Source organism: Novosphingobium sp., assembly GCF_965228995.1.
GTDB lineage: Bacteria > Pseudomonadota > Alphaproteobacteria > Sphingomonadales > Sphingomonadaceae > Novosphingobium.
Genome location: NZ_OZ245852.1, coordinates 1,261,693 through 1,285,605, shown reverse-complemented (window position 1 = coordinate 1,285,605; position 23,913 = coordinate 1,261,693). Strand labels below are relative to the sequence as shown.

Sequence of the window (23,913 nt, the reverse complement as noted above, 5' to 3'; positions counted from 1 at the left end):
AGGTTATTCGCCCGGCGCCGGCCCCAATTCCGCAACGCGGCGGACGGCAGACTTGAAATCGAACGGCACCCACGCGGCGCAATCAGGCCACTGACCGGTTTCCTGCCAGTAGCGACACAGGCCGAGCCGGTGGCACACGCGGACAAAGCGCGGATGGCTGAGCAGGCAGCTCCACGGGCCGAGCGCCACACCGGGGTAGAACAGGCTCGGCGTCGGCCCGGCGGGGTCGAACACATGGCTGTAATCGGCCTGCTCCACCAACTCGAACGCTTCATCGGGCAGGCCGATGAAGCCCAGCCCTGTGGGCAGGCTCAGCGTGATCGTGCCGGTGCTTTCCAGCAGGCTCCGATAGCGCGCCGCACGGGCCTGCTTGACGTTCATGTCCCTCGTCAGCACCGCCTCGACATAAGCGCGCACCGCAGCCAGATCGCGCGCCTGCCAACCGCTGAAGCCGTCGATCGCGCCGACATTGCGATAGTAGACCTCGGGATAGCCAAGCGAGCCTGCCCAATTGAGCAAGGCCATGAGGATCCCTGCGTTCTGCGGCCAACGCAGATGCAGCTCCTCCAGCATGCTGATCGAGGTATCATAATCGCCGACATAGGCGCGCATCTGCGCCACGTGGAGCCGCGCGGCAGGCATCAGCGGGTTGAGCTCGCAGGCTGCTTCCGCATAAGCCAGCGCATCGCGGAATCGCCCGACGCCCCAGCAGAACTGGCTCATGTCGGTCAGCGCGGCGGGATCGCGCGGGGTCACATCAAGCGCCTGGCGCAGCAGCTTCTCACGCGCGGCGTGGTGCCCCCACGGCTCAAGCATGGCGAGTGCGCGGTAAGCACCGCCGCGGCGGGGATCGATCTTGAGCGCAGTCTCGGCTGCCGACAGCACCTCGCCCCGCGCCTGTGCAAAGGGCTGCACACCGCGCCCCGAGCGCAGCACCAGCGCGCGGGCCAGCGCGAGAAGTTCCCAGGCGGGCGCATGGTCCGGCGCATCGCGGGTGACGGCTTCGAGCAGCGGCACCGCATCGCTTGCGGTGTTGTCGAACTGCGCGTCACCATCCGCGAGCAGGCCGCGCGCACGCAGGAAGCGTTCGTAGGTTGCCGGCTCAAGCGTGGGGGTGGGCGTGCGCGGAAGAAGTGTGAGCTGGAGCGCCGAGGCGACCTGCTCCGCAATCGAATCCTGCAGCGCGAAGACGTCCTCGAGATCGCCGTCGAACCGCTCGCTCCACACTGCGCGCTGGCTGGTGCATTCGACCAGCTCCGCCGTGATGCGCAAGCGGTTGCCGCTACGCCGCACCGCGCCATCGAGCAGATGCGATGCGCCAAGAGCAGCCGAAACCTTGGCGATGGCCTTGTCCGCGCCGCGAAACTGGAAGCTCGACGCCCGGGCAACGACCGCGATCCCGGTGCCGCGCGCCACGGTCCGCTGGATCTCTTCGGAAACCCCATCGCAGAAATCGGCGAGATCGGCGGCGGAAGAGAGGTTGTCGAACGCAAGCACCGCGAGCACGAGCGAGCCGGTTGTGGACGGCGGCGCAGGAGCTGCGGCCGGCACTGGCTGATGCGCCGGGGCGAGCACCAGCGGCTCCGCCCCCGCTTCGCTGCGCAGCGCCGCATCGACCAGCGGGCCGGGGGCGACCCCGATTTCGGCGGCGAGCAGATCGCGGAAGGCCTGATAGCGGATATGCGCAGCCGCCCTGGCGCCGGTGGCGATTTCGGCCCGGATCAGTGCGGCGACGCCGGGTTCGCTCAGCGGATCGCGGCGAAGCCAGGCCGTGGCAAGTGCCTTGACCGCGGCCCAATCCCCGGCGCTTTCCCGCGCGGCCATATGGCGGGCGAGGCCGTCGGCTATGCGGGCATCGATTTCGGCGCGCGTGATATCGAGCCACTCGCCGTAAGCACCGCCGAATTCGAGATCCTGCAGCAGCGGGGCCGCACCGGCGGCATCGACGAGGCTGGCGGCTGTTTCCCAATCGTCTCCGCCCAGCGCGGTGCGCAGTGCGAGCACATCGCAAACGAAGGCCCCTTGCGCGAGCGCAACAGTCTCACGCGTGGCAAGCAGGTGGTCCTCATCGGGATGCGTGCCGCTCGCCGCCAGCACGCCGCGCAGTTCGAGAAGGCATTGGCGCAAGCTGGCCCGCGCCTGCGCATCGCTGCGATCGCCCCAGAACAGGCCGGCAAGGCGCTCGCGCCCCATGGTCTGTTGCGGGGCGAGAAGCAGAGTGGCCAGCAGAGCGCGTGTACGGCGCCCCTGGATCGGACACGCCGATCCGTCCGGTCCGGCGAGACGGAACGGCCCGATGAGCTGGACGCCGAAACGGGCACTAGTCGCCGCTTCACGCCCCAGGTCTGTGGTTACCGCATCCATGCGAATCTTGTGCCCGCCCCTGTGACCTGGGCAACATTAGCGCAAATCACGTCTTTCTGGCGACAACATATTGTTCGCCAAGGCTCTGAAACATTTGCCCGAACGGGAATTTGCCGCGCGCCGTACGCGCCGCTACCGCCACGCCCCGCTTGCGTCCGAGCTCATGCCAACCGCGCGGTAAGCCGCATCGATCAGCGACTGGCCGCGCGCATTGACGAGAATGCCCGCACCCATCCGGTTCATGGTGTAGCCCATGCTGAGCCCCTGCGCCGGATCGGCAAAACCCACACTCCCGCCCATGCCGACATGGCCAAACGCGCTTTCGCCAAGGATCAGGCTGTCGCCGCCCGAGGAGCGATTATCCGTGCTCACCATGTAGCCCATGGCAAAGCGCATCGGCTGGCACAGCACCGCATCGCTGTAAGTCGCGGCAGATACGCGGCCCATGCGGTGCACGCGGTCGGCCGAAAGCAGAGCGCCGCCGCCATTCGCCAGCGGGGCATACATGCCCGCCAGCCCGCGCGCATTGGTGATGCCGTTGGCGCTGCCGATTTCCGCGGCATGTATCTCGCGCGAGTTGAAGTCTGCGCCGCCGAGATTGGTCAGGAACAGGTTGGGCAGGCTCCCCGGCTGCGTCATCGCCTTGCGGAAGAAGTCCGAGGCGAAGTTCACTTCCGCCGGATCAGCCGCAATCATCGGCGCGACGCGGTGTTCCTCGCTTTCAGGCAGACCGATATGGAAATCGAGGCAGAGCGGCCCCGCCACGTTTTCGCGGAAGAACTGCCCCATCGGCATGCCGGAGATGAGCCGTACGAGTTGCCCCACCGTCCAGGCATACGTCACACCGTGATAGCCCTGCCGCGTACCCGGCTCCCAGTGCGCAGGCTCCGCTGCGACGCGCGCGGTCATATAGTCCCAATCGGCAAGCCCGCCTGGCCGGATCGGATCGGTGACATGCGGAACCGGCGAGGTATGCGCCAGCATCATACCTACAGTGGTCGCTTCCTTGCCGTGGGTCGCAAACTCCGGCCAGATGTCTCCCACGAGCGTATCGTAGGAAACCTTGCCCTGATCGGCCAGCATGTGGAGGCACAGCGCCGTCGCTGCCTTGGTGCAGGAATAGACGATCGAGACCGTGTCGCGGCCCCAGGCCTCACCGGTTGCAGGCTGCGCGAGCCCGCCCCACAGATCGACCACGGTGCGCCCACCGAGCGTGATCGCAACGCTGGCGCCCTGCTCCTTGCGCTCCTCGAAGTTGCGGCGGAACTCTGCCAGCACCCCGGTGAACTGGGCATCGCAGTGGCCGGCAATCGTGCGTCCGTCGGACAGTTCGAGGGCAATCGGGCTCATGTCAGGGTAAAATCCTCTGGCTTGAAGGTCTTGGTCATCTTCCAATAATCGACCAGCCGATAGGGCAAAAGTGCAAAGACCCGGCCCGCATCGTTGCGATACCAGTTGGTGAGGCCCTTGTGCGTCCAGACCATCCGGGCATGCCGTTCATCGACATCGGCGACATAGGCATCGTGTGCCGCGGGCTTCACGTCGATGGCCTTGGCCCCTTGCTCCAGCACTTCGCGCAGCGCGGTGAGGATCAGGCGCATCTGGCATTCGGTGATGAAGATGACATTGCCGCCATGCGCGAGGCCTGTGTTGGGGCCCATCAGCATGAAGAAATTGGGAAAGCCTGGGACCATCGTACCGATATAGGCCGTCGCGTCGTCCGGCCCCCACAGCTGGTGCAGATCGCGCCCGTCCTCGCCGGTGATCGTCATGGGGGCGAGCATCTTGCTGGCCTGGAACCCGGTCGCGTAGATGATCACGTCGGCTTCGATCAGCGTGCCATCGGCCATGACCACGCCTTCGGGCACGATCTTGGCAATCCCGCCCGTCACCAGATCGACATTGGGCCTGAGCAGCATGTCGTACCAGTTGTTGTCGACAAGGATGCGCTTGCCATAGGGCGGATAGCTCGGCGTGCACTTGGCGATCAGATCTTCGCGGCCCGCAAGCTTGGAACGGAGATACCGCTCCATGAACAGCCGGTGGCGCGCATTGACCTGGTTGATCGACTTGCCGCCATCATCCCACGCCGGATCGACTTGCAGCGAGGCGTGCAGCCCATCCGCAAAGGCCCAGAACAGCTGGAACCGGTACCACCGCGCGAAAAAGGGCACGTGGGCGAGCACCCACTTCATGCCCTCGGACACTTCGGCGAAGTAATTGGGATTGGGCACGACCCAGTGCGGCGAACGCTGCAGGATCGTGAGTTTCGCCACATCGGGCGCGATCGTCGGGCCGACTTGCTGGCCCGAAGCACCAGTGCCGATCATCACCACGCGCTTGCCTTTGAGGTCGAGCCCCTCCTGCCACTGCGCGGTGTGGAGCGCGGTGCCGGCGAACGTCTCGCGCCCCGCGATATCCGGCAGCTTGGGCCGGTTGAGCACGCCCACCGCCGAAATCACCGCACGCGCCTTGATGTGCGACACCGCGCCCGAGGCATCGCGGGTGGCCACGTCCCAGGTGCCGGTGGCGGCGTCATACGTTGCGGCACTGACTTCGGTTTCGAAGCGGATATGCTCGCGAATACCGTACTTGTCCGTCGCGCGCTCGAAATAGGTCCATAGCTCGTCGCGCTTGGCGAAGAAGTGCGACCATTCGTGGTTGAGCTCGAACGAGTAGGAATAGAAGTGGTTGGGGGTATCGACCCCGCAGCCGGGGTAGAAATTTTCGTACCAGCTGCCGCCGACCGCGGCATTCTTCTCGATCAGCGTAAAGGGAATGCCCGCCTGCCCCAGCCGGATCGCCGCGCAGACGCCAGACATCCCCGCGCCGATGATCACCACCGGGAAGCTTTCGAGCTCGGCAGGCTCCGGGCGCTCGCGCCAGATCAGCCCGCGCGGATCGGGCTGGGCCGCCTCGAGATCCTCGCGCATCATCGCGGTATAGTCTGCGCTGACATATTCGCCGACGGCGGTCGAGAGCATGTCCTGAAGGAAATCGCCTTCGGGCAGCGGCGGCAGGGGACGGCCAGTCCGCGCGTAATCGAGCAGCGTGTCTGCCAGCCGCTCGCGGATTTCCGCGCGCAGGTCCTCGGGCATCGTCTCGTGGTAGTTCATCGGCCCGGTGATGTGCGGCCGCGTGCGTTCCAGAAGGCCGTGATCGCCGGTGAGCTGCACCAGCACGAGCATCAGCGTGGCGGCATCCGCTTCGGCCAGCGCGGCGCGCAAAGCAGCAGGATCGGCGGCGAGCGCGGACAGATCGACAGGGTCACCAGCCGGCGCGAGGCTTTCCAATTTCAGCGTGGTCAAGCCACTCTCCCTGATTATCACTTGCCATCTACCTAGCGGAACAGGTATCTACGCACCAGTAGATAAAAAAGGTACGCAGTTTCAATACTGCGGGGGATGAGGGGATAGAAGATGGTTCGCAGCCAGTTTGCCGCACGTGTCGATTCGAATCTGCGCCGCACCGCGCTGGCCGTTCTGCTCGCGGGAAGCGCGCTGAGCGCCGCACCCGCCATGGCGCAGGAAGCCGCGCAGTCTGCTGCACCGCCAGCCGAAGGCCTTGCCGATATCGTCGTGACAGCGACGCGCAGTTCGGAATCGCTCTCGAAAGTCGCTGCTTCGGTCTCCGCCGTCTCGGCCGCCGATCTCGGCGTCGGCGGGGTCAAGGACGTCGCCTCGCTCGCGACCGCCATCCCCAACCTTTCGGTCGGCGATCAGTTCGGCGTGAACCGCATCTTCATTCGCGGCATCGGCCTCACCTCGATCGACCTCGGCGCAGATGGCGGCGTTGCCTTCCTGCAGGACGGCGCGCAGATTTCCCGCCCCGCTGCCCAGCTTTCGGGCTTCTACGACCTCGAACGCGTCGAAGTGCTGCGCGGGCCGCAGGGCACGCTCTATGGGCGCGGCGCAACCGCGGGCGCGATCAACCTCATCACCAAGCGCCCGACCGATCACCTCGATGGCTATCTGCGCGCCAGCTACGGCAACTACAATGCGGCCGCCATCGAAGGCGCGGTCAGCGGCCCGATCTCGGGCGACAAGCTGATGGTGCGCGTGGCCGGCAAGTATGATCGCCGCGACGGATACGGCAAGAACGAGTTCACCGGCAAGGACATCGACAACCGCGATGCCTATGCCTTCCGCGGCACGATCCTCGCCAAGCCCTCGGAGGATATCGAAGTCACTCTCTCGGGCGAATATTTCCACGAGAACGACAGCAACTACGCCTTCCACTACTTCGGCCCGACGGTAGCGCCGGAAAACCTGCTCGGCTCGATCCTCGGCGGCAAATCGCTGTTCACGGTCGCCGCTGCGGCTGGGCGCCCCGCGAACATCCGCAACATCTGGTCGGACCAGGAGCCGCTCAACCAGCGCAGCGGCTACAGCTTTACCGGCACGATCGACTGGAGCAAGGGCGATTGGGATGTGAAGTCGATCACCTCGTACCACAAGTTCAAGCGCTTCAACCGTGACGATCTCGACGCCTCGGACGCCAACATGTTCGGGCAGAATAACTACATCGAGAACAGCAAGACGTTCAGCGAGGAAGTGGTCGCCAATTACAAGAGCGAGAAGCTCGATGTGCTCCTCGGCGCGAACTATTTCCACGAAAGCCTCTACGGCGAAGTGCGCGTGCCGCTCACCAACCTTGCCGTGCTGCTGAAGATCGCCGGGCAGGTTCCCCCGGGGACGCCGAACAACGCCTTCGACAGCCTGAACTACCTGCAGAACGGCACCGTCACCATCGACGCGCTGGGCTTCTACGCGCAAGCGTCCTACGCCCTCACCGACAAGCTCAAGCTGACCGCCGGTGGCCGCTTCAGCCATGAAAAGCGCAATGGCGTCGGCACATTCGACTTCCTCGGCAGCGTCAACACCGACAAGGGCAAGAGCTGGAACGCCTTCACCCCCACGGTCACGCTCAACTATCAGGCAAACGACAGCACGCTGGTCTATGCCTCGGTCACGCGCGGCTTCAAATCGGGCGTGATCAACGTCGGCTCACGCAACGACGTGATCAACCCCGAATATGTCTGGAGCTACGAGCTCGGCCTCAAGACCGCGACGGCTGACCGCAAGCTGCAGGCCAATCTCGCCGCGTTCTACATGGACTACACCGATCTCCAGGTCGGCTTCGTCGATGCCAGCAGCGTGGTGACCACGGTCAACGCCGCTTCGGCGCGCAACTACGGGATCGAGGCCGAACTGCGCGCCAAGCCGCTGCCGGGGCTGACGCTCGAACTGTTCGGGACCTACCTCAACGCCAAGTACCGCAAGTTCACCACCGGCGATTACCGGCAGGGCTTCAAGCAGATCAGCGTTGCGGGCAACCGCCTCTCGAACGCGCCGGAATTCTCGTTCCGCGCAGGCGCCGATTACGATATCCCCATCGGCTCGGCCGGCAAGCTCAACGCGCGCGCCGAAGTGAATTGGCAGGACCGCGTCTACTTCACCGAGTTCAACAATGCCGACGCGACGCAGGCCGGCTACGCGCTACTCAACGCCGGGCTCAAGTTCACTTCGGCGAACGACAAGTGGTCGATCGACGTCTGGGGCCGCAACCTTGGCAACAAGCTTGTCATCACCAACAACATCATCACCGCGCCGCTGTTCAGCAGCGTCCGCGTCGGCTCGGTCGCCCCGCCGCGCACTTATGGCGTGACGTTCGGCGTGAATTTCTGATTTCCTGACAATTCCCCCAACCCGCTCATACTGATCTTGTCGAAGCATCTGGCGCTACGGTGGCGCCAGCACCCTTCGACAAGCTCAGGGTGAGCGGTGTGGGGATTCGGTAACGCGGGGGCCGGTGGAGTCTGCGCGGAAAGCCCGACTAAAGCCGCTCTTTCTTCAGCCGCATGCCTGCCTTCTCGCGGTCCCACGTATCGGGGGTGATGCCCTCTGCGCGCAGTTCGGCTTTCATCACTTTGGCGGTCGGTGTCTTGGGCAGTTCGGGCATGACGCGGATATAGCGCGGCACCATGAAGTAGGGCATCCGCGCGGCGAGGAATGCCGAGAGCTCTTGCAAGTCGATGCTCGCACCCGGCACCGGGGCGATCACGGCCATCACCTCGTCTTCCGAATATTCGCTCGGCACGCCGATCACCGCCGCCTCGCGCACGTCGGGGTGCGCGGTCACGTCGCTTTCGACTTCAAACGAGGAGATGTTCTCCCCGCGTCGGCGGATTGCGTCCTTCACCCGGTCAACAAAGTAGAAATACCCCTCCGCATCGCAGCGAAACGCATCGCCGGTGTGGAACCAGCCATTCCGCCAGGCACGCGCGGTCGCTTCCGGGTTCTTGTGGTAGCCGCTGTTCATCGCCCAGGGCCGATCCGTGCGCACAATCATCTCGCCCACCGTGCCCACGGGCACTTCGCAGTCGTTCGCATCCACCAGCCGCACATCGACGCCCGGGCGGACCTTGCCGCACGTGCCCAGCTTCACCGGATTGGGCTCCGAGACGACGGGCGAGGAAATCTCGGTCATGTTGAAGATGGTGTAGACGTCGATCCCGAAGCGCTCGTGGAATGGCCCTGCCGCTTCGGTCAGCGGCACCATGAAGGCCTTGCGCACGCCGTGATCCCGGTCTTCCGGCCCGGGCGGCCGCTTGATCAGGAACGTCGCCATCACACCGAGCAGGAAGATCGTGGTGCACCCGGTGCGCTTCACGAAATCCCAGAAGGTGTCGGTGGAGAAGTTCTCCATCAACGCGATGGAACCGCCGCGCGCGAGCATCACGAAGGGAATGCCAAGGCCGCCGATGTGGAACACCGGCATGTTGACGAGGTAGCGGTCCTCGCCCGTGACAAAGTGCCAGCTTTCCGGCCCGGCGTTGGTGTAGAGGTGGAGGTAGGACGAGAGCACGCCCTTTGAAGGCCCGGTTGTGCCCGAGGTGTAGATGATCGACTGCGTGTCCCACGGCTCGATCGGGCGGTCGAGCGGGACGAGATCGCTTTCCTCGCCAGTCACATCGTCGAAGGCATGGACGGCAAAACGCGTCGGAGCACTGCCTTCGCCCAGTTGCACGATGGTCGTCACCGCCGCCGTATCCGCGACGTCCAGCCGGTCGAGCAGCCCGCCATGGGCAACGAGCACGGTGGCATCGGAATTGGCGAGCACATGCTCGAGGATCGATCCGCGATAGGCCGTGTTGAACGGCACGAACACGCCGCCAAGGTAATTGATCGCGTAGAACACGATCAGCGCCTCGCGCCCGTTGGGCAGCCAGACCGCGACATGATCGCCGCGCTTCACGCCGAGCTTGTGCAGCCCCGCCGCCTTGCGCACGACGAGATCGCGCAAGGCCGCATATGTCCACTGCCCGCCATCTTCGAACACGGCATAGACCGCATCAGGCTGCGAGGCGGCGAAATCATCGATCAGATAGCGCAGCACGCAGCGGCGCCGATCCAGCACGCGCGGATCGCTATGACCCTTTCCCTCAGCCATGCAAAGCTCCCGCCGGCTGGACCATCTTCTGCACCATGGTGATCGCGTCCATCACCACTTCGGTGGCCGACCAGCGCCCACCTTCGTGGTACCACAGGGCTATCCAGCTCAGGAGGCCCGAGACCCAGATCGCGGTGCGCGAAGGGGCTGGTACATCGAACTCGCCGGTCTTGCGCCCCTTCTCCAGCAGTGCCGCCAGCTTGGTATCGAAGGTATGCCTCAGATCGCGGATGCGCCGCGCATCCTCGGGAAGCAGGCTCTTTTCCTCGCGCAAATACACCGTCACGTAGCGCTGGTTCTCGATGATGATCCGCGCAACCCGCTCGACCACGATCTTGAGCTGCTCGCTCGCCGTGCCTTCCACGCTCAGCGCCTCTTCCAGCGCGGTAAGCGAAAGCTGGATGCCCGTCTGGCAGATCTCGTAAAGCAGCTCGCCCTTGTTCTTGTAGTACGAGTAGATGAAGGGCTTCGTCACATTGAGCTGCTCGGCCACCGAATCCAGCGTCGTCGCCTCATAGCCGTTGGCGAAGAAGAAGTGGCTCGCCTCCTCCAGAATGCGCCGCCGCTTGTAGGCGGTGATTTCATCCTTGAGCTGGGAGGCGGCGCGTTTCTTCCTCGGCTTGTCCATGAGATCCGTGATGTCCGTGGCGAGTGCAGTGGTGTGCATCAGCCCATCGCGGTCCGCAAGATTTCCATCACGTCCGCCGCGGTCTTGATCGTACGCGGATTGGTGCGGCCCCAGATGTCCTCCAGCGTGTATTCCGAAACGAGCTGGAGCTGGTTCTCGCTGACGCCCACCTCGCGCAAACTACGCGGCATGCCGAGCCCGCGGATAAGCTTGTCGAGCAGTTCCGATGCAGGCCGCGAAGCATCGCCGAGGCACGCGCTGATGCGCTTCTGCCGCTCGCCGTTCACCGGCGCGTTGAACGCCTGGACATAAGGCGACATGACGCAGGAGGTATGGCCATGCGGCACATCGCAGGTGCCGCCCAGCACGTGGCCGATGGCATGGCTGGCCCCCATCGGCACGCCGCCGATAATCGGGATCATCGATTGCCACGCGCCGATCTGGCACTTCAGCCGCGCATCGAGATCGGCCGGATCCGCTTTCACCGCCGGCAGCCCTTCGGCAAGCAGCCGCAGGGCGCTATCGGCAATGCCGTCGCAGAAATCGTTGGAAAGGAACGAGGCCAGCGTCTCGGTCGCGTGATCGACCGCGCGCACGCCCGTGGAAAGCCACAGCCATTCGGGCGTGTGCACCGTGATCGCCGGATCGAGCACGACGCAGACCGGCACCATCTCGCGCTGGGTATAGGCCTGCTTGAGCTTGATCGCCTCATCCGTCGCGCCCGAAAGCGGGTTGAACTCGCCGCCCGAAAGCGTCGTCGGCACGCAGATGGCGCGCACGTCCGGCCCGGCGAAATCGGGAATCACCATCGCGCCGGAATCGTCCACGCGCACGCGGTAGTCATCGAACTGGTCGATGGTGGTGATGTTGTGCTTGAGGCAGATCAGCAGGATCTTGCCTGCGTCGGTCACCGATCCCCCGCCCACGGTTACGACCAGATCGGCCCCCGCTTCGCGCGCGCTGACGGCAGCTGCCAGCACATCGCTGCGCGGAGCGTGGGGCTGGATGCCATCATGCGTCGCGGCATGGCGTTCGCCCAGCGCGGCCTCGATGCGGCGGATCTCGTCGGTTTTGCGGTTGAGGTAGCTGCTGGCGAGAATGAACACGCGTTTCGCGCCGCGCGCTGCCGCTTCCTGCGCGACTGCTTCCGCCGCCGGAACGCCCAGCGTGACGCGCTCGGTTGCCGTGAGCATGACTTGTGAGGCTGTAACCATCGCCGCTCTCCCACCAATTGCTATGTTTATACTGCTTGGTAGCAATTATGGAATGTGGGTCAACTGGCGATTAGGTCCACCCAATGTGGAAGGTGCACGCCTCCTCCCCCCCTGCGCAGCAGCGTTCATGCCGCACCAGCACGCGCGGACTCACCAATTCCTCAAAGAGCCGCGTAAACACGCCGCGGTGCCAGGGGCAGCCGGGCATCGCGATCGGATTGGCGGCAATCGCAATGATCACCGCGCCGGGCTCAAGTCGCGCCGAGAATCCGCCCGAACCGGCAAAGGTCCACGCATGCGCGCGGATCGCCCGCAGCAGCAGCCGCGCGCCCCAAGCAGGCGGCAGGCGGCGAAGCACCCACTGCGCACCTTCCGGAATGCGGTGCTCGAGAAGGTATTCGGCCGTGCGCTCCCCCGCTTCCCACGAAAGCTCGTCCCAATCATGGGGTTGGCGTGCCTGGACCACCCGGTGAAGCGCCGCTGCCTCACGCTCGTCGGTCATCCGCTCCGGATCGCGCAGGAGATAATGCGCAAGGCCCGCTGCCCTGAGCGCTGCCGCGCGCTCCTCCAGCCCCAGCCGGTCGGCCAGCACATCGGCCAGCTGGATGATCGCGTTGGGGCCGACCTTGCCCGCCGCGATCATCACCGGGGCGCTCATATATGGGCCCCGCTCCGCCCCGGCGCATCACCGCGCATGGGGACCGGATCAAAGGCATCGGCTTCCTCGTCGGTCAGCTGCTCGGTGCCACCGCCGCAAGCCTTGATCGCGCCGGCTGCCTCATGGACGACCGCCCCGCGCTTCGCCGCCTTGCGGCTGGTCTCTGCCGCGGCCTTCCAGTCGCCTGTCTCCGCGCGGTGGTTGGTGCGCGTCCGGTCGAACTTGAAGTCCACATTCTTCTTCGATTGCGGCCCCCAGTAATTGACCCGCCCGAGATCATAGAACGTGCGCTGGAACCCGGCCTTGAGGAACGCCTTGAGGCATCCCAGCAGGTACTTGCGCCGGTATCCCGTGCCTTGCCACGGATACGAGAACAGCGCTTTGCGCATATAAAACCGGCGATAATTGTTCATCACCCGATCGAGCAGCTCGCCCCGGTCCATCGCCGCCGGCCTGATGATCGGCGTGACGAAATTGTACTTGTCGAAATCGTGGATCTCGACCTTGTCGCCCAGCTCCTCGAACAGGTTCGAAAATGGCCAGGGCGTGTACATCGACCAGTTGGCGAGGTCCGGCTTCCAGTCCATCGCCATGCGGTAGGTCTCTTCCAGCGTCTCCGCAGTCTCGTTCTCCAGCCCCACGATGAACTGCGCCTCGACGAGAATGTCCGCCTCGCGCAGCAGCCGGATCGCCTTCTTGTTCTGCTCGACCGTGGTTTCCTTGTTGAACAGATCGAGCTTCAGCTGCGCCGCCGCCTCGGTGCCGAGCGAGACATGGACGAGCCCAGCCTTGCGGTAGAGCGCGAGGTATTCCTCATCGCGCAGGATATCGGTGACGCGGGTATTGATGCCCCACTGGATTTTCTCGGGCAGCCCTCGCGCGATCAGCTCCTCGCAGAAGGCGATGAACTTCTTGCGGTTGATCGTCGGCTCCTCGTCGGCAAGGATGAAGAAGCCCACGTCGTGATCGTTCACCAACGTCTCGATCTCGTCGACCACCGCCTTGGGATCGCGGATGCGGTAATCGCGCCAGAACTTCCACTGCGAGCAGAACGAGCAGGTAAACGGACACCCGCGTGCCATGTTGGGAATGGCGACCCGCTTGCCCAGCGGGATGTAGATATACTTCCCCCACTCCAGGATGCCCCAGTCGGGCTTGATCTTTTCAAGGTCCTTGACCGTGGGCGCGGCTTTGGTGGCGATGATGTCCGCCCCGTCGAGGAATGCCAGCCCCTCGATCTCATGCCGCGCCAAAGGCAAGCGCCCGTCGTCGATCGCGCGCACCAGATCGAGCAGGATCTCCTCGCCCTCCCCGCGCACGATCACATCGATCCACGGCGCCTCGGTCAGCACCTGCTTGAACATGAAAGTCGCGTGGACCCCGCCCAGCATTGTGATGATCGCGGGTGAGACCTTCTTGGCGATCCGCAGCGTCTCTTCGGCCTTGTAGATCGACGGCGTGATCGCGGTGGTGCCGACAACATCGGGCTTCAGCTCGCGGATGCGCGCTTCCAGCGCCGCATCTTCGACATGGTCGGTCATCGCATCGATGAAGTGGACGTCATCATAGCCCGCCCCGCGCAAGGCTCCCGCGAGATAGGCCGCCCAGGCAGGCGGCCAGTTTCCCGCGATCTCCGCGCCGCCGGAATGGTAATTCGGATGAACGAGAAGAATGCGCATGATCTGTCACTCCCGCTGGACAGATCAAGGCTCCATGGTTTTGGACGCCGGATCATTGATCCAGCGCAACTGGCGCTTCAGCCCTCTTCTGCCTCCAGCATGGCGATGCGCTGCATCACCAGCGGCAACTGATCGTTGCCGAAATACATGAAGGCGCCGTCCACGAAGATCGTCGGCGAGCCGTAGGCCCCGCGCGCAATCGCCTCTTCGGTGTTTGTCCTGAGCCGCGCCTTCACCGCATCGCTGCCGGAAGCTGCCCGCAGTGCCGCGCCATCGAGCCCGCAGGCGTTGGCGATATCCTCCAGCACTTCGAGATCATCGATATTGCGCGCGTCGCCGAAATAGGCCTCGAACGCTGCCTCGCTGAAACGCAGCAAATCCTCAGGTCGCTCCTCCAGTGCGCAGCAAAGGCGCATCGCATTGACCGACTTCACCGGATGGAATTCGGAAGGAAAATTCATCCTGAGCCCGGCCAGCCGCGCCCATTCCTTCAGCCAGACAAAGCTCAGCCGGAACTTGGGATTGTCCGGATTGGCGCGGCTTTCATAAATGCTCTGGTTCACCGCATTGAACACGCCGCCGACCAGAAACGGCCGCCACGTGACGGCCACGTCATGCCCCTCGCTGGCGCTGCGAAAGTTGTGAAACGCCAGCCGTGTCCACGGCGAGGACAAATCATAGAAAAACTCGACACCCACGCTCATTCCACATCCCCTTGCCCCGGCCCGTCCTTGATCCCGAACAGCACCCGCCGCGCCTCAGCATCATCCTGCGGCCGCCGGTTGATCCGCTCGCGCCCCACGGCCATCCCGCGCCTTAGGCCGGGCCGCTCCTTCAACCGGTCGTACCACGCTTTCAGCGCCGCGAAGTCCTCCAGCGGAATGCCTTGTGCCTTCCACGTCTGGATCCACGGGAAACACGCCATATCCGCAATCGAATAGGCCTCGCCCGCAACATGGTCATGCTGCGCCAGCTGGCGATCGAGCACACCATAAAGCCGCAGCGCCTCCGCGCGGTACCGCTCGGTCGCATAGGCAATCCGCTCGGGTGCATAGAGCCGGAAATGCCCATGCTGCCCCAGCATCGGCCCGAGCCCGCCGACCTGCCAGAACAGCCACTCCAGCACCGCCTTGCGCCCGCGCAGATCGGCAGGGAGGAACTGCCCCGTCTTTTCCGCCAGATAAACGAGGATCGCCCCCGTCTCGAACACCGGCACCGGCTCCCCGCCATCCGCTGGCGCATGATCGATGATCGCGGGAATCCGGTTGTTTGGGCTCAGCGCAAGAAATTCGGGTGCAAACTGCTCGCCCTTGCCCAGATTGATCCACCGGACCGCATAAGGCAGCGCGCATTCCTCGAGCATGATGGAAATCTTCCACCCATTCGGGGTGGGCGCGGTCAGCAATTCGATCATCGCCGCTCCTGCCGTTGCCATGGTCCGCACGGCATCCCACGGCGGCGCCAGACATGCAACCGCGCTAGCCCCGCGCTCTTGCAGACTTCGCATCGCCGATGCCATCGACGCGCAAGCCGATGGCATCGGCTGCACTTGCTGATCAGGCCAGGCATGGATTGGTTCCGGCATGATCGTCGCGGAACCGCCGGGTCACTTGGCACGTTTGGCCTCAGAACAACACTGGAGCATCCCCATGGCCACACCTGATGAACTCAAAGCCAAATTCTGGAGCGCACTCGCGAGCGACCGCACGATGATGGTCGGTCTTGATGGCGCCGAAGGCGGCCATGCCCGCCCGATGACCGCGCAGTTCGAGGACAATCGCAGCCCGATATGGTTTTTCGGAGCGAAAGACAGCGAGCTGGTGCGTTTGCTCGGCAGGAGCAATGTTGCGGTCGCCACCTTTACGGCAAAAGGTCATGATCTCTTCGCGGCTGTGCGCGGAACCTTGGTTCTCGACAGCGACCCGGCGGTGATAGACCGTCTCTGGAACGCTCACGTTGCCGCCTGGTACGAAGGCAAGGATGATCCCAAGCTTGCCTTGCTGCGGCTGGAGGCCGACGAGGCTGAAATCTGGCTGGACGGATCGAGCCTGATCGCGAGCATCAAGGTCTTGCTTGGGCATGATCCGAAGCAAGACTATGCCGGCAATGTCGCCACAGTCCCGCTCGATTGAAATCTGCGCGTTATTGATATTTGCGCGACCTTCCGGAGCACTTGATCGGCGGCCGGCACCCAGTTGCAATGCCGGCCGCCGTTGTCAGCGCGATAGCTGTCAGTCGATCGCTCCGCTCATGTAGCGATCATATTCCTGGCCGTAGCGCTCGCTGATCATTTCCTGCTCGTCCGCAGGGGCGCTCTGCGCAAGATCGATAAACCAGGTGCCTTCCTCGGAATAGACGTGGTGCGCCACCGCGCCTTCGATGTGCTCAAGCTTGTCGCTGTAATCCTCGCTCATCGGATCGAGACGTTCGAGGAGGCCCAATTCCATTTTGGCAGCGGATTGTTCCTGATAGGCAAGTTCGGCATGTCCGACCTGCGCATGAGCCGCCATGGCGGGATAAATGGCCGCTTCTTCGGCAATCGAATGGGCGGTGAGCAACTCGGCCAGCTTTTCCTGCCCGGCACGCCGATCATCGGCTGACGTTGCACCCTTGAGCGCGGCGAAATGGGCTTCGATTTCGCGGTGATGCTCCAGGATCTGGAACAGCCAATCGCCCGGCTCTGCCATATTCTCGGCTTTGGCGCGCGCGGCGAGCCGATCTTCTTCGCTTTCAGGCGGTGTGATTGCCGCAATGGCCTTATCAAGAATGGACATGAACATTCTCCTTGTGCGCGGCGCAAGGGGAAGCGCCGCCTGAGCAATGCAGGGGCGATGGCGAGGTTCCCGGCCAATTGCGGCGAGGGCCAAAAGTCTCGTCTCGGCCTCTAAGCTGCAGTGCTCAGACGGCCGATGGCCTCCAGCATGTGGAACGGGTGCAGCTGTGCTTCAGTTCAAGGCAGCTCTGCTCTGCCGTGTCCGCCCGCAAGCGGATGGCGAGGATACTGGCCGAGCGGCAGTCGCGCTACGTGATCCTGGCGAAGGTCGCGAACAAGCAGACCGCGACCGTCGTCTCGGCGCTGATCGGGCAGGCGCGCAAGCTGCCCGGAGACCTCTGCCGGTTGCTGACTTGGGACCGCGGCAAAGAACTTGCGGACCACCGGCGCTTCACCCTGGCAACCGAAGTGGAGGTCTACTTCTGCGATCCGCACAGCCCGTGGTAGCGCGGTACCAACGAGAACACCAACCGCCTGCTGCGCCAATACCTGCCTCACGGCGTCGATCTATCGACCTTCAGCCAGGCCCAACTCAGCGCCATTGCCAGGCAGCTCAACGAGCGGCCGAGAAAAACCTTGATGTACCAAACGCCAGCTGAGAAGTTCGCCCAGAGCGTTGCATCGATCGGTTGAACCCACCGGACTTAGCCGCCATTGCGCTGCGATCCTGCGAACGGCGGGTCTGGCCAGCACCGGGCATCCGAAGCCTACCGATCGAAACCGCAGAACGACAGACATTGGTCGGCCAACTCAATCACAGCTTGGAGATGATTTCCTCGGCCATGATCTGCTGTGCCTTGGCTCCGTGAGGTACGCTGAAATCGTTGGCCAATTCGGTCACGACCTGATTCACTACGCTGATCTCGGCGCCGGCCTTGCGCAGGCGGGCATAGGTCATCTCATCGCCTTGGACGCTAGTAGTCCCACAAGCATCGGCAACGATCAAAACCTCGTAACCCAGGGTGAGCGCGCTGGTGGCTGCCCAGTACATGCAGATATCGGTCGTCAGTCCTGCCAGGATGATCTTCTTTCGGCCGAGTGCCGCGACGCCGGTACGCAGCTTGGGATCGTCCCAAGCGTCGAGCTGGCCGCCCCGGGCGTAGCGCTTCGCAAAGGCGGCAGGTGCGATGTCTTGCAGGTCCTTGATTGTCAGGCCAACCTGCTGCTCGACCGTGGTCGTCAGGATCAGCGGCATGTCATAGGCCATCGCCATCCTGGCCAGTACCCTGCAGCTGGTGACGACCGTGGCCGCGGGAATGCTTTTGACCCAGCCCACGGTCCCGACCTGGTGGTCGACCAGCATGACGATGCTGTTTTCCGTCGTGTATGCCTTGTTCGTCATCGCCACATCCTTTGCCTTGATCGCCTTGCGAACCGTGGCCGACGCGACGAGCGGAGTGGCGGCCAGCAAGGCCCCGGCCGCTCCGACAAACGTTCGACGATCCAGCTCGCTCATCTTACCTAACGATTTCCGGCGGCCCTTGACCGCGCTGCGTGTTCGCGTGGTACATCGCTTCTGTGGCAGGATGAACGGGGCGAGTAGCATTTCACCGTTCCATGTGCGGGACAATTGCGATGGATTATTTGCGCGAGATGGCGCTCTTCGTGGAGGTCGCGAAAGTGAAGAGCTTTCGCAAGGCGGCCGAAGCCAGCGGGGTGCCGAGTTCGACCTTGTCCCGCCGAATTGCGCAACTGGAGAGCGCCGTTGGTCTCCGACTGTTCAACCGCACCACCAGGTCCGTAGAACTCACCGAAGCGGGCGCAGCCTATTACGCGCGATGCCGGGACATTGTGGAGGCAGCCCGCGTTGCGCACGACCAGCTTCACGATCTTGCGGAACGGCCACGTGGGCTATTGCGCGTGTCGGCCACCCCGGATTTTGCGCGGTTATTTCTGACCGACCTGGCGGTGGACTTTGTGGCGCAGTATCCTGACGTAACCATAGAATTCGATCTCAGTCCGAATCGAGTCGATCTGGTCGCGCAGAATTTCGACCTAGCGCTGCGGATCGGGTCCATGCCCGATTCAGGACTTATCTCGCGGCGGATCGGGACAATCCGGACGGCGCTGTTTGCCGCGCCGTCCTACCTGAAGCGCGCAGGCGTGCCCCGGCACCCCGACGATCTCGTGCAGCACAGCGTGATTCCAAACCAGAACGTGCTCGACCCGGGTGTCTGGACTTTGACGGACGGTACGCAATCGAAGGTCGTGCCGGTGAACGGTGCCGTTCGCTGCAACAACTTTGGTTTCATGCGGCAACTGGCGATCATCGGTCACGGGATTGCCACGCTGCACAAACCAATGGTCGGACCCGACATCACCGCCGGCCGCCTGATCCGGGTACTTCCTGGCTGGTGGACCCAGGACACGCCGGCGGTGGCGTTGACCTCGACGAGACTGCTGCCGGCCAAGACCCGCCTCTTCCTCGACATGGTGTATGAGCGCGTCGGGCCGGAGCTTAGCCGCCTGTCAGGCGTCAATAATATCCCGTAAACGGCGCAGTGAATTCCAAACGGACTGATTATTGCTTTGGTGGTCGGGTGCTATCCTCCGCATAAATTGGAGGTCAGCCATGGCAACTACCATAATCGCAGCACGATCCAGCGGTCACGCCGTTCCCCTCGGGCGGGAACTGACCGTGCTCCGCGCCTTGCCGCTCAACGGAATTGACGCGATCGGGCCGTTCGTGTTTCTGGATCACGGGGGGCCGATGGCGCCGCCGGCCAACGGGATCGGCGCGCATCCGCATGCCGGCATCGAAGTGATCACCTATCTGCTGCAGGGCAGCAACAAGCACCGCGATTCATTTGGCCATGTCGGGGAGGTCTCGAGCGGCGGAGTACAGTGGATCACATCTGGACGCGGCATGCTGCACGCGGAGATACCGAGCGGCGACGGTGAACCCGTCATGGAGGCTGTGCAGCTTTGGGCGCGGCACCCTGAGGCGCTTGATCGTACAGCGCCGCGCTATCAGGCGGTCCAGTCGCACGAGATCGTCGAAGTCGAGACACCCGGTTACTTTGCCCGCCTGATCAGTGGCACGCTGCCGGGCGTCTTTCCGTCACCCGGCCCGGTTCAACTGTCTCAGCCCTCCACGTTGGCACATTTTACCCTGGTCCCGGGCGCGTCTGTGCAGATCCCGTTGCCGCCCGGCCAGGAACTCGGGATCTTCGTCATGCGCGGCGCCGGACTGGTTGAGGAGGCGAACGCGGCAAAGGCCGACATCCTGCTGCTCGCAGCCACCGATTCGATCGCACTTTCAGCTCGGCCTGACTCGGCGTTCGAAGTCCTGCTGCTGGGGGGCGAGCGTGCCAGACGCCCGCTGGTGTTTGCCGGATCGTTCGTGTTCAATTCCCAAGCCGACGTGGACCGGGCCAATAGCGACCTGATCGAGGGCTACATGGGCGTGCTCGACGGCGTTCCGCGGGGCGTCACCCCGCGCGAAGCGTAGGCCCATGGAGCTTCGTATTTCGGTAGAAGGTGATGTTTTCACCTTCATCAACACCTTCCATTGCCCTCAACCCCGACAGGCCGCGCTGATCACGTCGTTGCGCGATTTCACGACCAACGTGACGCGGCACATGCCCGGATTTCTGGGCGTCGCCATTCACGCGAGCGCGGTTGGCGACCGGGTGATCAACTATGTCCAGTGGCGCAGCGCTGCCGACATGGACGCCATGCGGGCAGATCCACGAGCCCAGGCGCACATGCACGAGGTTGCGGCGCTGGCGGACCGGATCGAACCCGCCGTGTTCACGGTGGCGTTCGTCGAACGTGCCGGATGAGGTATGCGCTCGGAGTTGTGGCCTTGCTCGCCACGGGCAAGGCAACGGTCGCTTATGCCGGTGATGCGCCGCCGGTCGAAACGTCACCGTTCCGGTACGATGACGATGTAGCGGCATATGCTGATCGCGAAGATATCTATGGACAGCTGAAATACATTCGGGTCGGTGCCGGGTATGTTTCGTTTGGCGCAGACTTGCGCGAACGTGCTGAACTCAGCCACAACATCGGATTGGGAGCCCGCGGCAGAACGTCTGATGCCTACCTCCTGCACCGGCTGCTGGCATTCGGTGACCTGCATCTGAACAATGTCGTGCGCGTGTTCGTTCAAGTCGGCAACCACCTGGAAACGGGGCGGCGCGCCGCCGCGGCGCCGACCGACATTGACCGTTTCGATCTGACCCAAGGTTTTGTCGACCTTGCCCACCCGCTTGCTGGCGGGCAATTGACTTTGCGGGTTGGCCGCGCTGAAATGAGCTTCGACGACGGGATACTCATCGGTTTGCGCGATGGACCCAACGTACGCCAGGTCTGGGACGGAGTGCGCGTCAGTTACGCAAAGCCCCGCCTCAGGCTGGACGCGTTCGCGGTGCGGCCAGTCGCCGTCAGCCCGGGTGCATTCGACGATGGCGCAGCAACCGGCGCGGCGCTGCAAGGTGTCCATGCCAGTCTGACATTCAGCAAAACGACCGGTGCTGATGTGTTCTGGTATCGCAGCATCAAGCCGTCGGTAGCCATTTTGCGTACGAACGGGCGCGCGCGAACCAACACGCTGGGCGTGCGTTTGCACCGTGCGAGCCAAACGCTTGACGGCACCATGACGCTTATTGTGCAGACCGGTCAGGTCGGGAGCCGACCCGTGCGCGCCTTTGCCGGCCACATCGATGTTGGAGGCTACCTTGGCCACCGCACATGGATGCCGCATCTTGGGCTGCGCGCCGATGTACTTAGCGGCGGCGATCCAAACGGCCGGACCGTCAATACCTTCGACGCGCTCTACCCTAACGTCTCCTATTCCACCGAGGCCGCGATCGAGGCGCCAGCGAACCTGATCGAGGTTGGGCTGGTCGGGAAAGTATCGCCGGCCCGCACGATCGACGTCCAATATACTTTCGAACGGCTATGGCGATATTCATCGCGCGATGCGTACTATGCGGCCCCTCTGATGCCGCTCGTCGGGCCGAATGCTTCGGGCCGGCGTGCTCTCGGCCTGCTGCAGCAACTGGCTCTGACATGGCGCGCCAATCCCTTTGTCACAGTCCGCGCAGCTGCAGTGCGGTTCGATCACGGCCGCTGGCTATCGGAACAAGGCGCGCGCAACGAGACCTTTGGCACCCTGATCTTTTCAGTCCGGCTTTAGGCTAAGCACGCGGTGCCACATGGCTAACCCCGAAACTTTCAAGGCAGAGCGGCTGTCGGCCTTTAGCGACGGTGTGATCGCCATCATCGTCACGATCATGGTCCTCGAATTACACGCGCCGGAATCGGGTGATCCGCACGATCTTCTGCGCCTCTGGCCGGTGATCGGAGCCTATGCCCTCAGCTTCGTATTCGTGGCGATTTACTGGGTGAACCACCATCACCTGCTCCATGCCAATCCCCAGGTGAACCAGACCAGCCTGTGGCTGAACATTCACTGGTTGTTCTGGCTATCGTTGGTGCCATTCGCGACCTCGTACCTCAACGCCTCCCATGCATCGCCGTTTTCGTTGGCGTGCTATGCAGGTATGAGCATCATTACCGCGATCGCGTATCGGTTGCTCGGAACGGCACTCAGCCAAAGCAACCCAAGTGACAGGAACCTCATTGTCGCTCCAGCCCGGCGCCGGCTGAATTCGATGGCGGTTGCATCGAACGTTTTGGCGATTCCTGCGGCCTATGTCTCTCCGGCGCTAGCCATCCTGTTGCTGGTCATTCCAGCAGGGCTCTATTTTCTGCCTGATATGCAGCATCGGGGCTAAGCCTCCAAATCCCGCGCAAATTTTCTGGTAGAGCCACCGCAGTGGAGACCATGCAGCAATCACGGCGCGCCCGATATGGGTGATCCCACTGCAAGATCTTGAACATAGAACTGCTTTCGAGATTGAAAATTCGGGCGGCAGACATCTGCTTTGTCACCGCTACCCAGATCTCCTGGCACATGCCAACGACAAGTTTTGGCGCTAGCGGACATTCCAGTGCCCGCTGCGGAACGGCGTGAATTGGTCGGCTGCCGCCGCTTTCGACCGCAACATGTGCGTCGCAATCCCCGCGAGAGGTGCCAACGTTCACAGCGCTTTGGGCGGCCATCGAAGCGGGCCGCTAATTCATACAAGTGCCAATGATCGTCGGCACTGCCCGTTGGGTTCTGCGGAGACGCAAGGTCAGGCGTTGGCGCGTTCCATGATCCAGTCAGCAGTGACCTGAGGTTGCGTGAGCGGAAACATGTGTCCGCCGTCGATCATCTTGAGCTCAGCGCCCTTTATCGCGGCAACGGTCGGCTGGCCATGTACCGAGGGATCCAGCAGAAGATCGCCTGCTGCGAACATGATCCCGACCGGAATGGACAGCTCGCCATATCGTGCGGCAATGCCCGCCATCTCCTTGCGCGCCGCCTCGACATCCTCGCAAGCCGCCACGAACGCTTCGGGACGAAGGGTCAGCGCCGCGCCGCCCCGCGTTTCGAAATCGGCAGGGACGGGTTCGGGGCCGAAAACTTGCGAATTCGCCGCCTCTGCTCCGAGGCGCCCTGCTGGTGCCGCCAGCGTCCATGCAAGGATTGTGCGGGCAATCGGCGAAGTCAGATCGAGTGCCTTGAAAACTTGCGGGACGGCCTCGATGGGCTGGGTGAGCGGCGCAAGCAGTGCAAGTCCGCCAATCTTGCCGGGATGGCCGAGCGCCATCGCCAGGGCCACAGCACCGCCAAGCGAATGGCCCACCACCAACGGCCGGTCCAGCCCAAGCTGGTCAATCAGCTCGACAATCATCGCCGCTTGCGCGGCAAGACCGCAAGGGCCGTCACCTCGGTAGGTCGAATATCCCGACCCCGGCCGGTCGACCAGGATCAGCCGATGGTGCGGCGAGAGAAGCTCGCTCAAGGCATACGTGAAGTTGCGCAACTGCCCGCCAAGTCCGTGCACCAGAACGATCGGCGCTCCTTCACCAAGGGCGCGGTAGTGCAACCGGCCATCCTTCACATCGGCGAATTGCCCTTCGGGCGGCACCAGCTGTTCGGCGCGCTTGCGGTTCCATGCGGTGAACGCAGCCAGTCCCGCGGTTGTGGCAAGTACGGTGGCGCCACTGCCAACAATGGTCTTGAGAAACCTCGCCATTGATTCGCCATCCTTCCAGTTGCCGAGGGCAACCTTCATCTCATGCCCATA

The 23,913-nt window shown here is 63.5% G+C and carries 20 protein-coding genes and 1 pseudogene; 8 read left to right on the top strand and 13 right to left on the bottom strand.

Translation table 11 applies throughout. The features are described 5' to 3' along the window. Nucleotides 1-3 precede the first annotated feature (3 nt). The 3 genes from ACO056_RS05970 to ACO056_RS05960 all read right to left on the bottom strand — a co-directional run bounded on the left by ACO056_RS05970 (nucleotide 4) and on the right by ACO056_RS05960 (nucleotide 5,672). Nucleotides 4-2,364 carry a BTAD domain-containing putative transcriptional regulator gene (locus tag ACO056_RS05970; RefSeq protein ID WP_421853255.1) on the bottom strand — a complete coding sequence of 787 codons (2,361 nt, stop codon included), beginning with the start codon at nucleotides 2,362-2,364 and terminating at the stop codon, nucleotides 4-6. A 132-nt stretch (nucleotides 2,365-2,496) separates the two neighbouring features. Beyond that, on the bottom strand, nucleotides 2,497-3,714 hold the full coding sequence (locus ACO056_RS05965) for a serine hydrolase domain-containing protein (RefSeq protein ID WP_421853252.1): 1,218 nt from the start codon (nucleotides 3,712-3,714) through the stop codon (nucleotides 2,497-2,499). Further along, nucleotides 3,711-5,672 carry a flavin-containing monooxygenase gene (locus ACO056_RS05960; RefSeq protein WP_421853249.1) on the bottom strand — a complete coding sequence of 654 codons (1,962 nt, stop codon included), beginning with the start codon at nucleotides 5,670-5,672 and terminating at the stop codon, nucleotides 3,711-3,713. The genes ACO056_RS05965 and ACO056_RS05960 overlap by 4 nt, the downstream gene beginning before the upstream one ends. A gap of 111 nt (nucleotides 5,673-5,783) precedes the next feature. Here ACO056_RS05960 and ACO056_RS05955 point away from each other — a divergent pair, with 111 nt between their 5' ends. Then, nucleotides 5,784-8,051, top strand: a complete 2,268-nt coding sequence (locus tag ACO056_RS05955; RefSeq protein WP_421853246.1) for a TonB-dependent receptor — start codon at nucleotides 5,784-5,786, stop codon at nucleotides 8,049-8,051. A 148-nt stretch (nucleotides 8,052-8,199) separates the two neighbouring features. Here ACO056_RS05955 and ACO056_RS05950 read toward each other — a convergent pair whose 3' ends face one another. The 7 genes from ACO056_RS05950 to ACO056_RS05920 form a co-directional block, all read right to left on the bottom strand. Further along, the gene (locus tag ACO056_RS05950; protein WP_421853243.1) at nucleotides 8,200-9,816 is read right to left on the bottom strand and encodes an AMP-binding protein; all 1,617 of its coding nucleotides are present in this window, start codon (nucleotides 9,814-9,816) and stop codon (nucleotides 8,200-8,202) included. Continuing rightward, on the bottom strand, nucleotides 9,809-10,483 hold the full coding sequence (locus ACO056_RS05945; RefSeq protein WP_421853240.1) for a TetR/AcrR family transcriptional regulator: 675 nt from the start codon (nucleotides 10,481-10,483) through the stop codon (nucleotides 9,809-9,811). Before ACO056_RS05945 ends, ACO056_RS05950 begins: the two co-directional genes overlap by 8 nt. After that, nucleotides 10,483-11,658 (bottom strand): iron-containing alcohol dehydrogenase, encoded by a 1,176-nt coding sequence (locus ACO056_RS05940; RefSeq protein ID WP_421853237.1) that lies wholly within the window; start codon nucleotides 11,656-11,658, stop codon nucleotides 10,483-10,485. The genes ACO056_RS05945 and ACO056_RS05940 overlap by 1 nt, the downstream gene beginning before the upstream one ends. 70 nt (nucleotides 11,659-11,728) lie before the next feature. Next, a complete protein-coding gene (gene bchJ, locus ACO056_RS05935; RefSeq protein ID WP_421853233.1) occupies nucleotides 11,729-12,316 on the bottom strand; it encodes a bacteriochlorophyll 4-vinyl reductase in 588 nt (195 codons plus the stop codon). Further along, nucleotides 12,313-13,995 carry a magnesium-protoporphyrin IX monomethyl ester anaerobic oxidative cyclase gene (bchE, locus tag ACO056_RS05930; RefSeq protein WP_421853230.1) on the bottom strand — a complete coding sequence of 561 codons (1,683 nt, stop codon included), beginning with the start codon at nucleotides 13,993-13,995 and terminating at the stop codon, nucleotides 12,313-12,315. The genes bchJ and bchE overlap by 4 nt, the downstream gene beginning before the upstream one ends. A gap of 77 nt (nucleotides 13,996-14,072) precedes the next feature. Further along, the gene (locus ACO056_RS05925; RefSeq protein ID WP_421853227.1) at nucleotides 14,073-14,699 is read right to left on the bottom strand and encodes a 2-hydroxychromene-2-carboxylate isomerase; all 627 of its coding nucleotides are present in this window, start codon (nucleotides 14,697-14,699) and stop codon (nucleotides 14,073-14,075) included. Further along, nucleotides 14,696-15,409, bottom strand: coding sequence for a glutathione binding-like protein (locus tag ACO056_RS05920; protein ID WP_421855318.1), 714 nt, complete (start codon nucleotides 15,407-15,409; stop codon nucleotides 14,696-14,698). Before ACO056_RS05920 ends, ACO056_RS05925 begins: the two co-directional genes overlap by 4 nt. Nucleotides 15,410-15,644: 235 nt before the next feature. Between ACO056_RS05920 and ACO056_RS05915 the strand changes: the two genes are divergently transcribed. Beyond that, entirely contained in the window at nucleotides 15,645-16,127 is a 483-nt protein-coding gene (locus ACO056_RS05915) for a pyridoxamine 5'-phosphate oxidase family protein (RefSeq protein WP_421853224.1), read from the top strand. 99 nt (nucleotides 16,128-16,226) lie between these two features. On the opposite strand, the gene ACO056_RS05910 is transcribed toward ACO056_RS05915, so the two are convergent. Beyond that, entirely contained in the window at nucleotides 16,227-16,769 is a 543-nt protein-coding gene (locus tag ACO056_RS05910; RefSeq protein WP_421853221.1) for a hemerythrin domain-containing protein, read from the bottom strand. Between the two features lie 227 nt (nucleotides 16,770-16,996). Between ACO056_RS05910 and ACO056_RS05905 the strand changes: the two are divergent. Beyond that, a pseudogene (locus tag ACO056_RS05905) lies at nucleotides 16,997-17,401 on the top strand (IS30 family transposase); the annotation flags it as partial. A gap of 121 nt (nucleotides 17,402-17,522) precedes the next feature. On the opposite strand, the gene ACO056_RS05900 reads toward ACO056_RS05905, so the two are convergent. Continuing rightward, entirely contained in the window at nucleotides 17,523-18,224 is a 702-nt protein-coding gene (locus tag ACO056_RS05900) for an isochorismatase family protein (protein ID WP_421853218.1), read from the bottom strand. 119 nt (nucleotides 18,225-18,343) lie between these two features. Between ACO056_RS05900 and ACO056_RS05895 the strand changes: the two genes are divergently transcribed. The 5 genes from ACO056_RS05895 to ACO056_RS05875 all read left to right on the top strand — a co-directional run bounded on the left by ACO056_RS05895 (nucleotide 18,344) and on the right by ACO056_RS05875 (nucleotide 22,512). Further along, nucleotides 18,344-19,261 carry a LysR substrate-binding domain-containing protein gene (locus ACO056_RS05895; RefSeq protein WP_421853215.1) on the top strand — a complete coding sequence of 306 codons (918 nt, stop codon included), beginning with the start codon at nucleotides 18,344-18,346 and terminating at the stop codon, nucleotides 19,259-19,261. Between the two features lie 79 nt (nucleotides 19,262-19,340). Further along, nucleotides 19,341-20,219, top strand: a complete 879-nt coding sequence (locus ACO056_RS05890; RefSeq protein ID WP_421853212.1) for a pirin family protein — start codon at nucleotides 19,341-19,343, stop codon at nucleotides 20,217-20,219. Nucleotides 20,220-20,223: 4 nt separating this feature from the next. Further along, nucleotides 20,224-20,553 carry an antibiotic biosynthesis monooxygenase family protein gene (locus ACO056_RS05885; protein ID WP_421853209.1) on the top strand — a complete coding sequence of 110 codons (330 nt, stop codon included), beginning with the start codon at nucleotides 20,224-20,226 and terminating at the stop codon, nucleotides 20,551-20,553. Between the two features lie 17 nt (nucleotides 20,554-20,570). Beyond that, the gene (locus ACO056_RS05880; RefSeq protein ID WP_421853206.1) at nucleotides 20,571-21,911 is read left to right on the top strand and encodes an alginate export family protein; all 1,341 of its coding nucleotides are present in this window, start codon (nucleotides 20,571-20,573) and stop codon (nucleotides 21,909-21,911) included. A 19-nt stretch (nucleotides 21,912-21,930) separates the two neighbouring features. Next, the gene (locus ACO056_RS05875) at nucleotides 21,931-22,512 is read left to right on the top strand and encodes a TMEM175 family protein (RefSeq protein ID WP_421853203.1); all 582 of its coding nucleotides are present in this window, start codon (nucleotides 21,931-21,933) and stop codon (nucleotides 22,510-22,512) included. A 402-nt stretch (nucleotides 22,513-22,914) separates the two neighbouring features. On the opposite strand, the gene ACO056_RS05870 is transcribed toward ACO056_RS05875, so the two are convergent. Then, nucleotides 22,915-23,901 carry an alpha/beta fold hydrolase gene (locus ACO056_RS05870; RefSeq protein ID WP_421853200.1) on the bottom strand — a complete coding sequence of 329 codons (987 nt, stop codon included), beginning with the start codon at nucleotides 23,899-23,901 and terminating at the stop codon, nucleotides 22,915-22,917. Between the last annotated feature and the right edge of the window lie 12 nt (nucleotides 23,902-23,913).

What these genes read in the sequence shown, in the direction of transcription:
- ACO056_RS05955 (WP_421853246.1), top strand. Translation starts at nt 5,784, where the DNA reads ATGGTTCGCAGCCAGTTTGCCGCACGTGTCGATTCGAATCTGCGCCGC.
- ACO056_RS05965 (WP_421853252.1), bottom strand. Translation starts at nt 3,714, where the DNA reads ATGAGCCCGATTGCCCTCGAACTGTCCGACGGACGCACGATTGCCGGC.
- ACO056_RS05925 (WP_421853227.1), bottom strand. Translation starts at nt 14,699, where the DNA reads ATGAGCGTGGGTGTCGAGTTTTTCTATGATTTGTCCTCGCCGTGGACA.
- ACO056_RS05910 (WP_421853221.1), bottom strand. Translation starts at nt 16,769, where the DNA reads ATGTCCATTCTTGATAAGGCCATTGCGGCAATCACACCGCCTGAAAGC.
- ACO056_RS05895 (WP_421853215.1), top strand. Translation starts at nt 18,344, where the DNA reads ATGGATTATTTGCGCGAGATGGCGCTCTTCGTGGAGGTCGCGAAAGTG.
- ACO056_RS05945 (WP_421853240.1), bottom strand. Translation starts at nt 10,483, where the DNA reads ATGCACACCACTGCACTCGCCACGGACATCACGGATCTCATGGACAAG.
- ACO056_RS05890 (WP_421853212.1), top strand. Translation starts at nt 19,341, where the DNA reads ATGGCAACTACCATAATCGCAGCACGATCCAGCGGTCACGCCGTTCCC.
- ACO056_RS05920 (WP_421855318.1), bottom strand. Translation starts at nt 15,409, where the DNA reads ATGATCGAATTGCTGACCGCGCCCACCCCGAATGGGTGGAAGATTTCC.
- bchE (WP_421853230.1), bottom strand. Translation starts at nt 13,995, where the DNA reads ATGCGCATTCTTCTCGTTCATCCGAATTACCATTCCGGCGGCGCGGAG.
- ACO056_RS05870 (WP_421853200.1), bottom strand. Translation starts at nt 23,901, where the DNA reads ATGAAGGTTGCCCTCGGCAACTGGAAGGATGGCGAATCAATGGCGAGG.
- bchJ (WP_421853233.1), bottom strand. Translation starts at nt 12,316, where the DNA reads ATGAGCGCCCCGGTGATGATCGCGGCGGGCAAGGTCGGCCCCAACGCG.
- ACO056_RS05940 (WP_421853237.1), bottom strand. Translation starts at nt 11,658, where the DNA reads ATGGTTACAGCCTCACAAGTCATGCTCACGGCAACCGAGCGCGTCACG.
- ACO056_RS05875 (WP_421853203.1), top strand. Translation starts at nt 21,931, where the DNA reads ATGGCTAACCCCGAAACTTTCAAGGCAGAGCGGCTGTCGGCCTTTAGC.
- ACO056_RS05950 (WP_421853243.1), bottom strand. Translation starts at nt 9,816, where the DNA reads ATGGCTGAGGGAAAGGGTCATAGCGATCCGCGCGTGCTGGATCGGCGC.
- ACO056_RS05900 (WP_421853218.1), bottom strand. Translation starts at nt 18,224, where the DNA reads ATGAGCGAGCTGGATCGTCGAACGTTTGTCGGAGCGGCCGGGGCCTTG.
- ACO056_RS05915 (WP_421853224.1), top strand. Translation starts at nt 15,645, where the DNA reads ATGGCCACACCTGATGAACTCAAAGCCAAATTCTGGAGCGCACTCGCG.
- ACO056_RS05885 (WP_421853209.1), top strand. Translation starts at nt 20,224, where the DNA reads ATGGAGCTTCGTATTTCGGTAGAAGGTGATGTTTTCACCTTCATCAAC.
- ACO056_RS05970 (WP_421853255.1), bottom strand. Translation starts at nt 2,364, where the DNA reads ATGGATGCGGTAACCACAGACCTGGGGCGTGAAGCGGCGACTAGTGCC.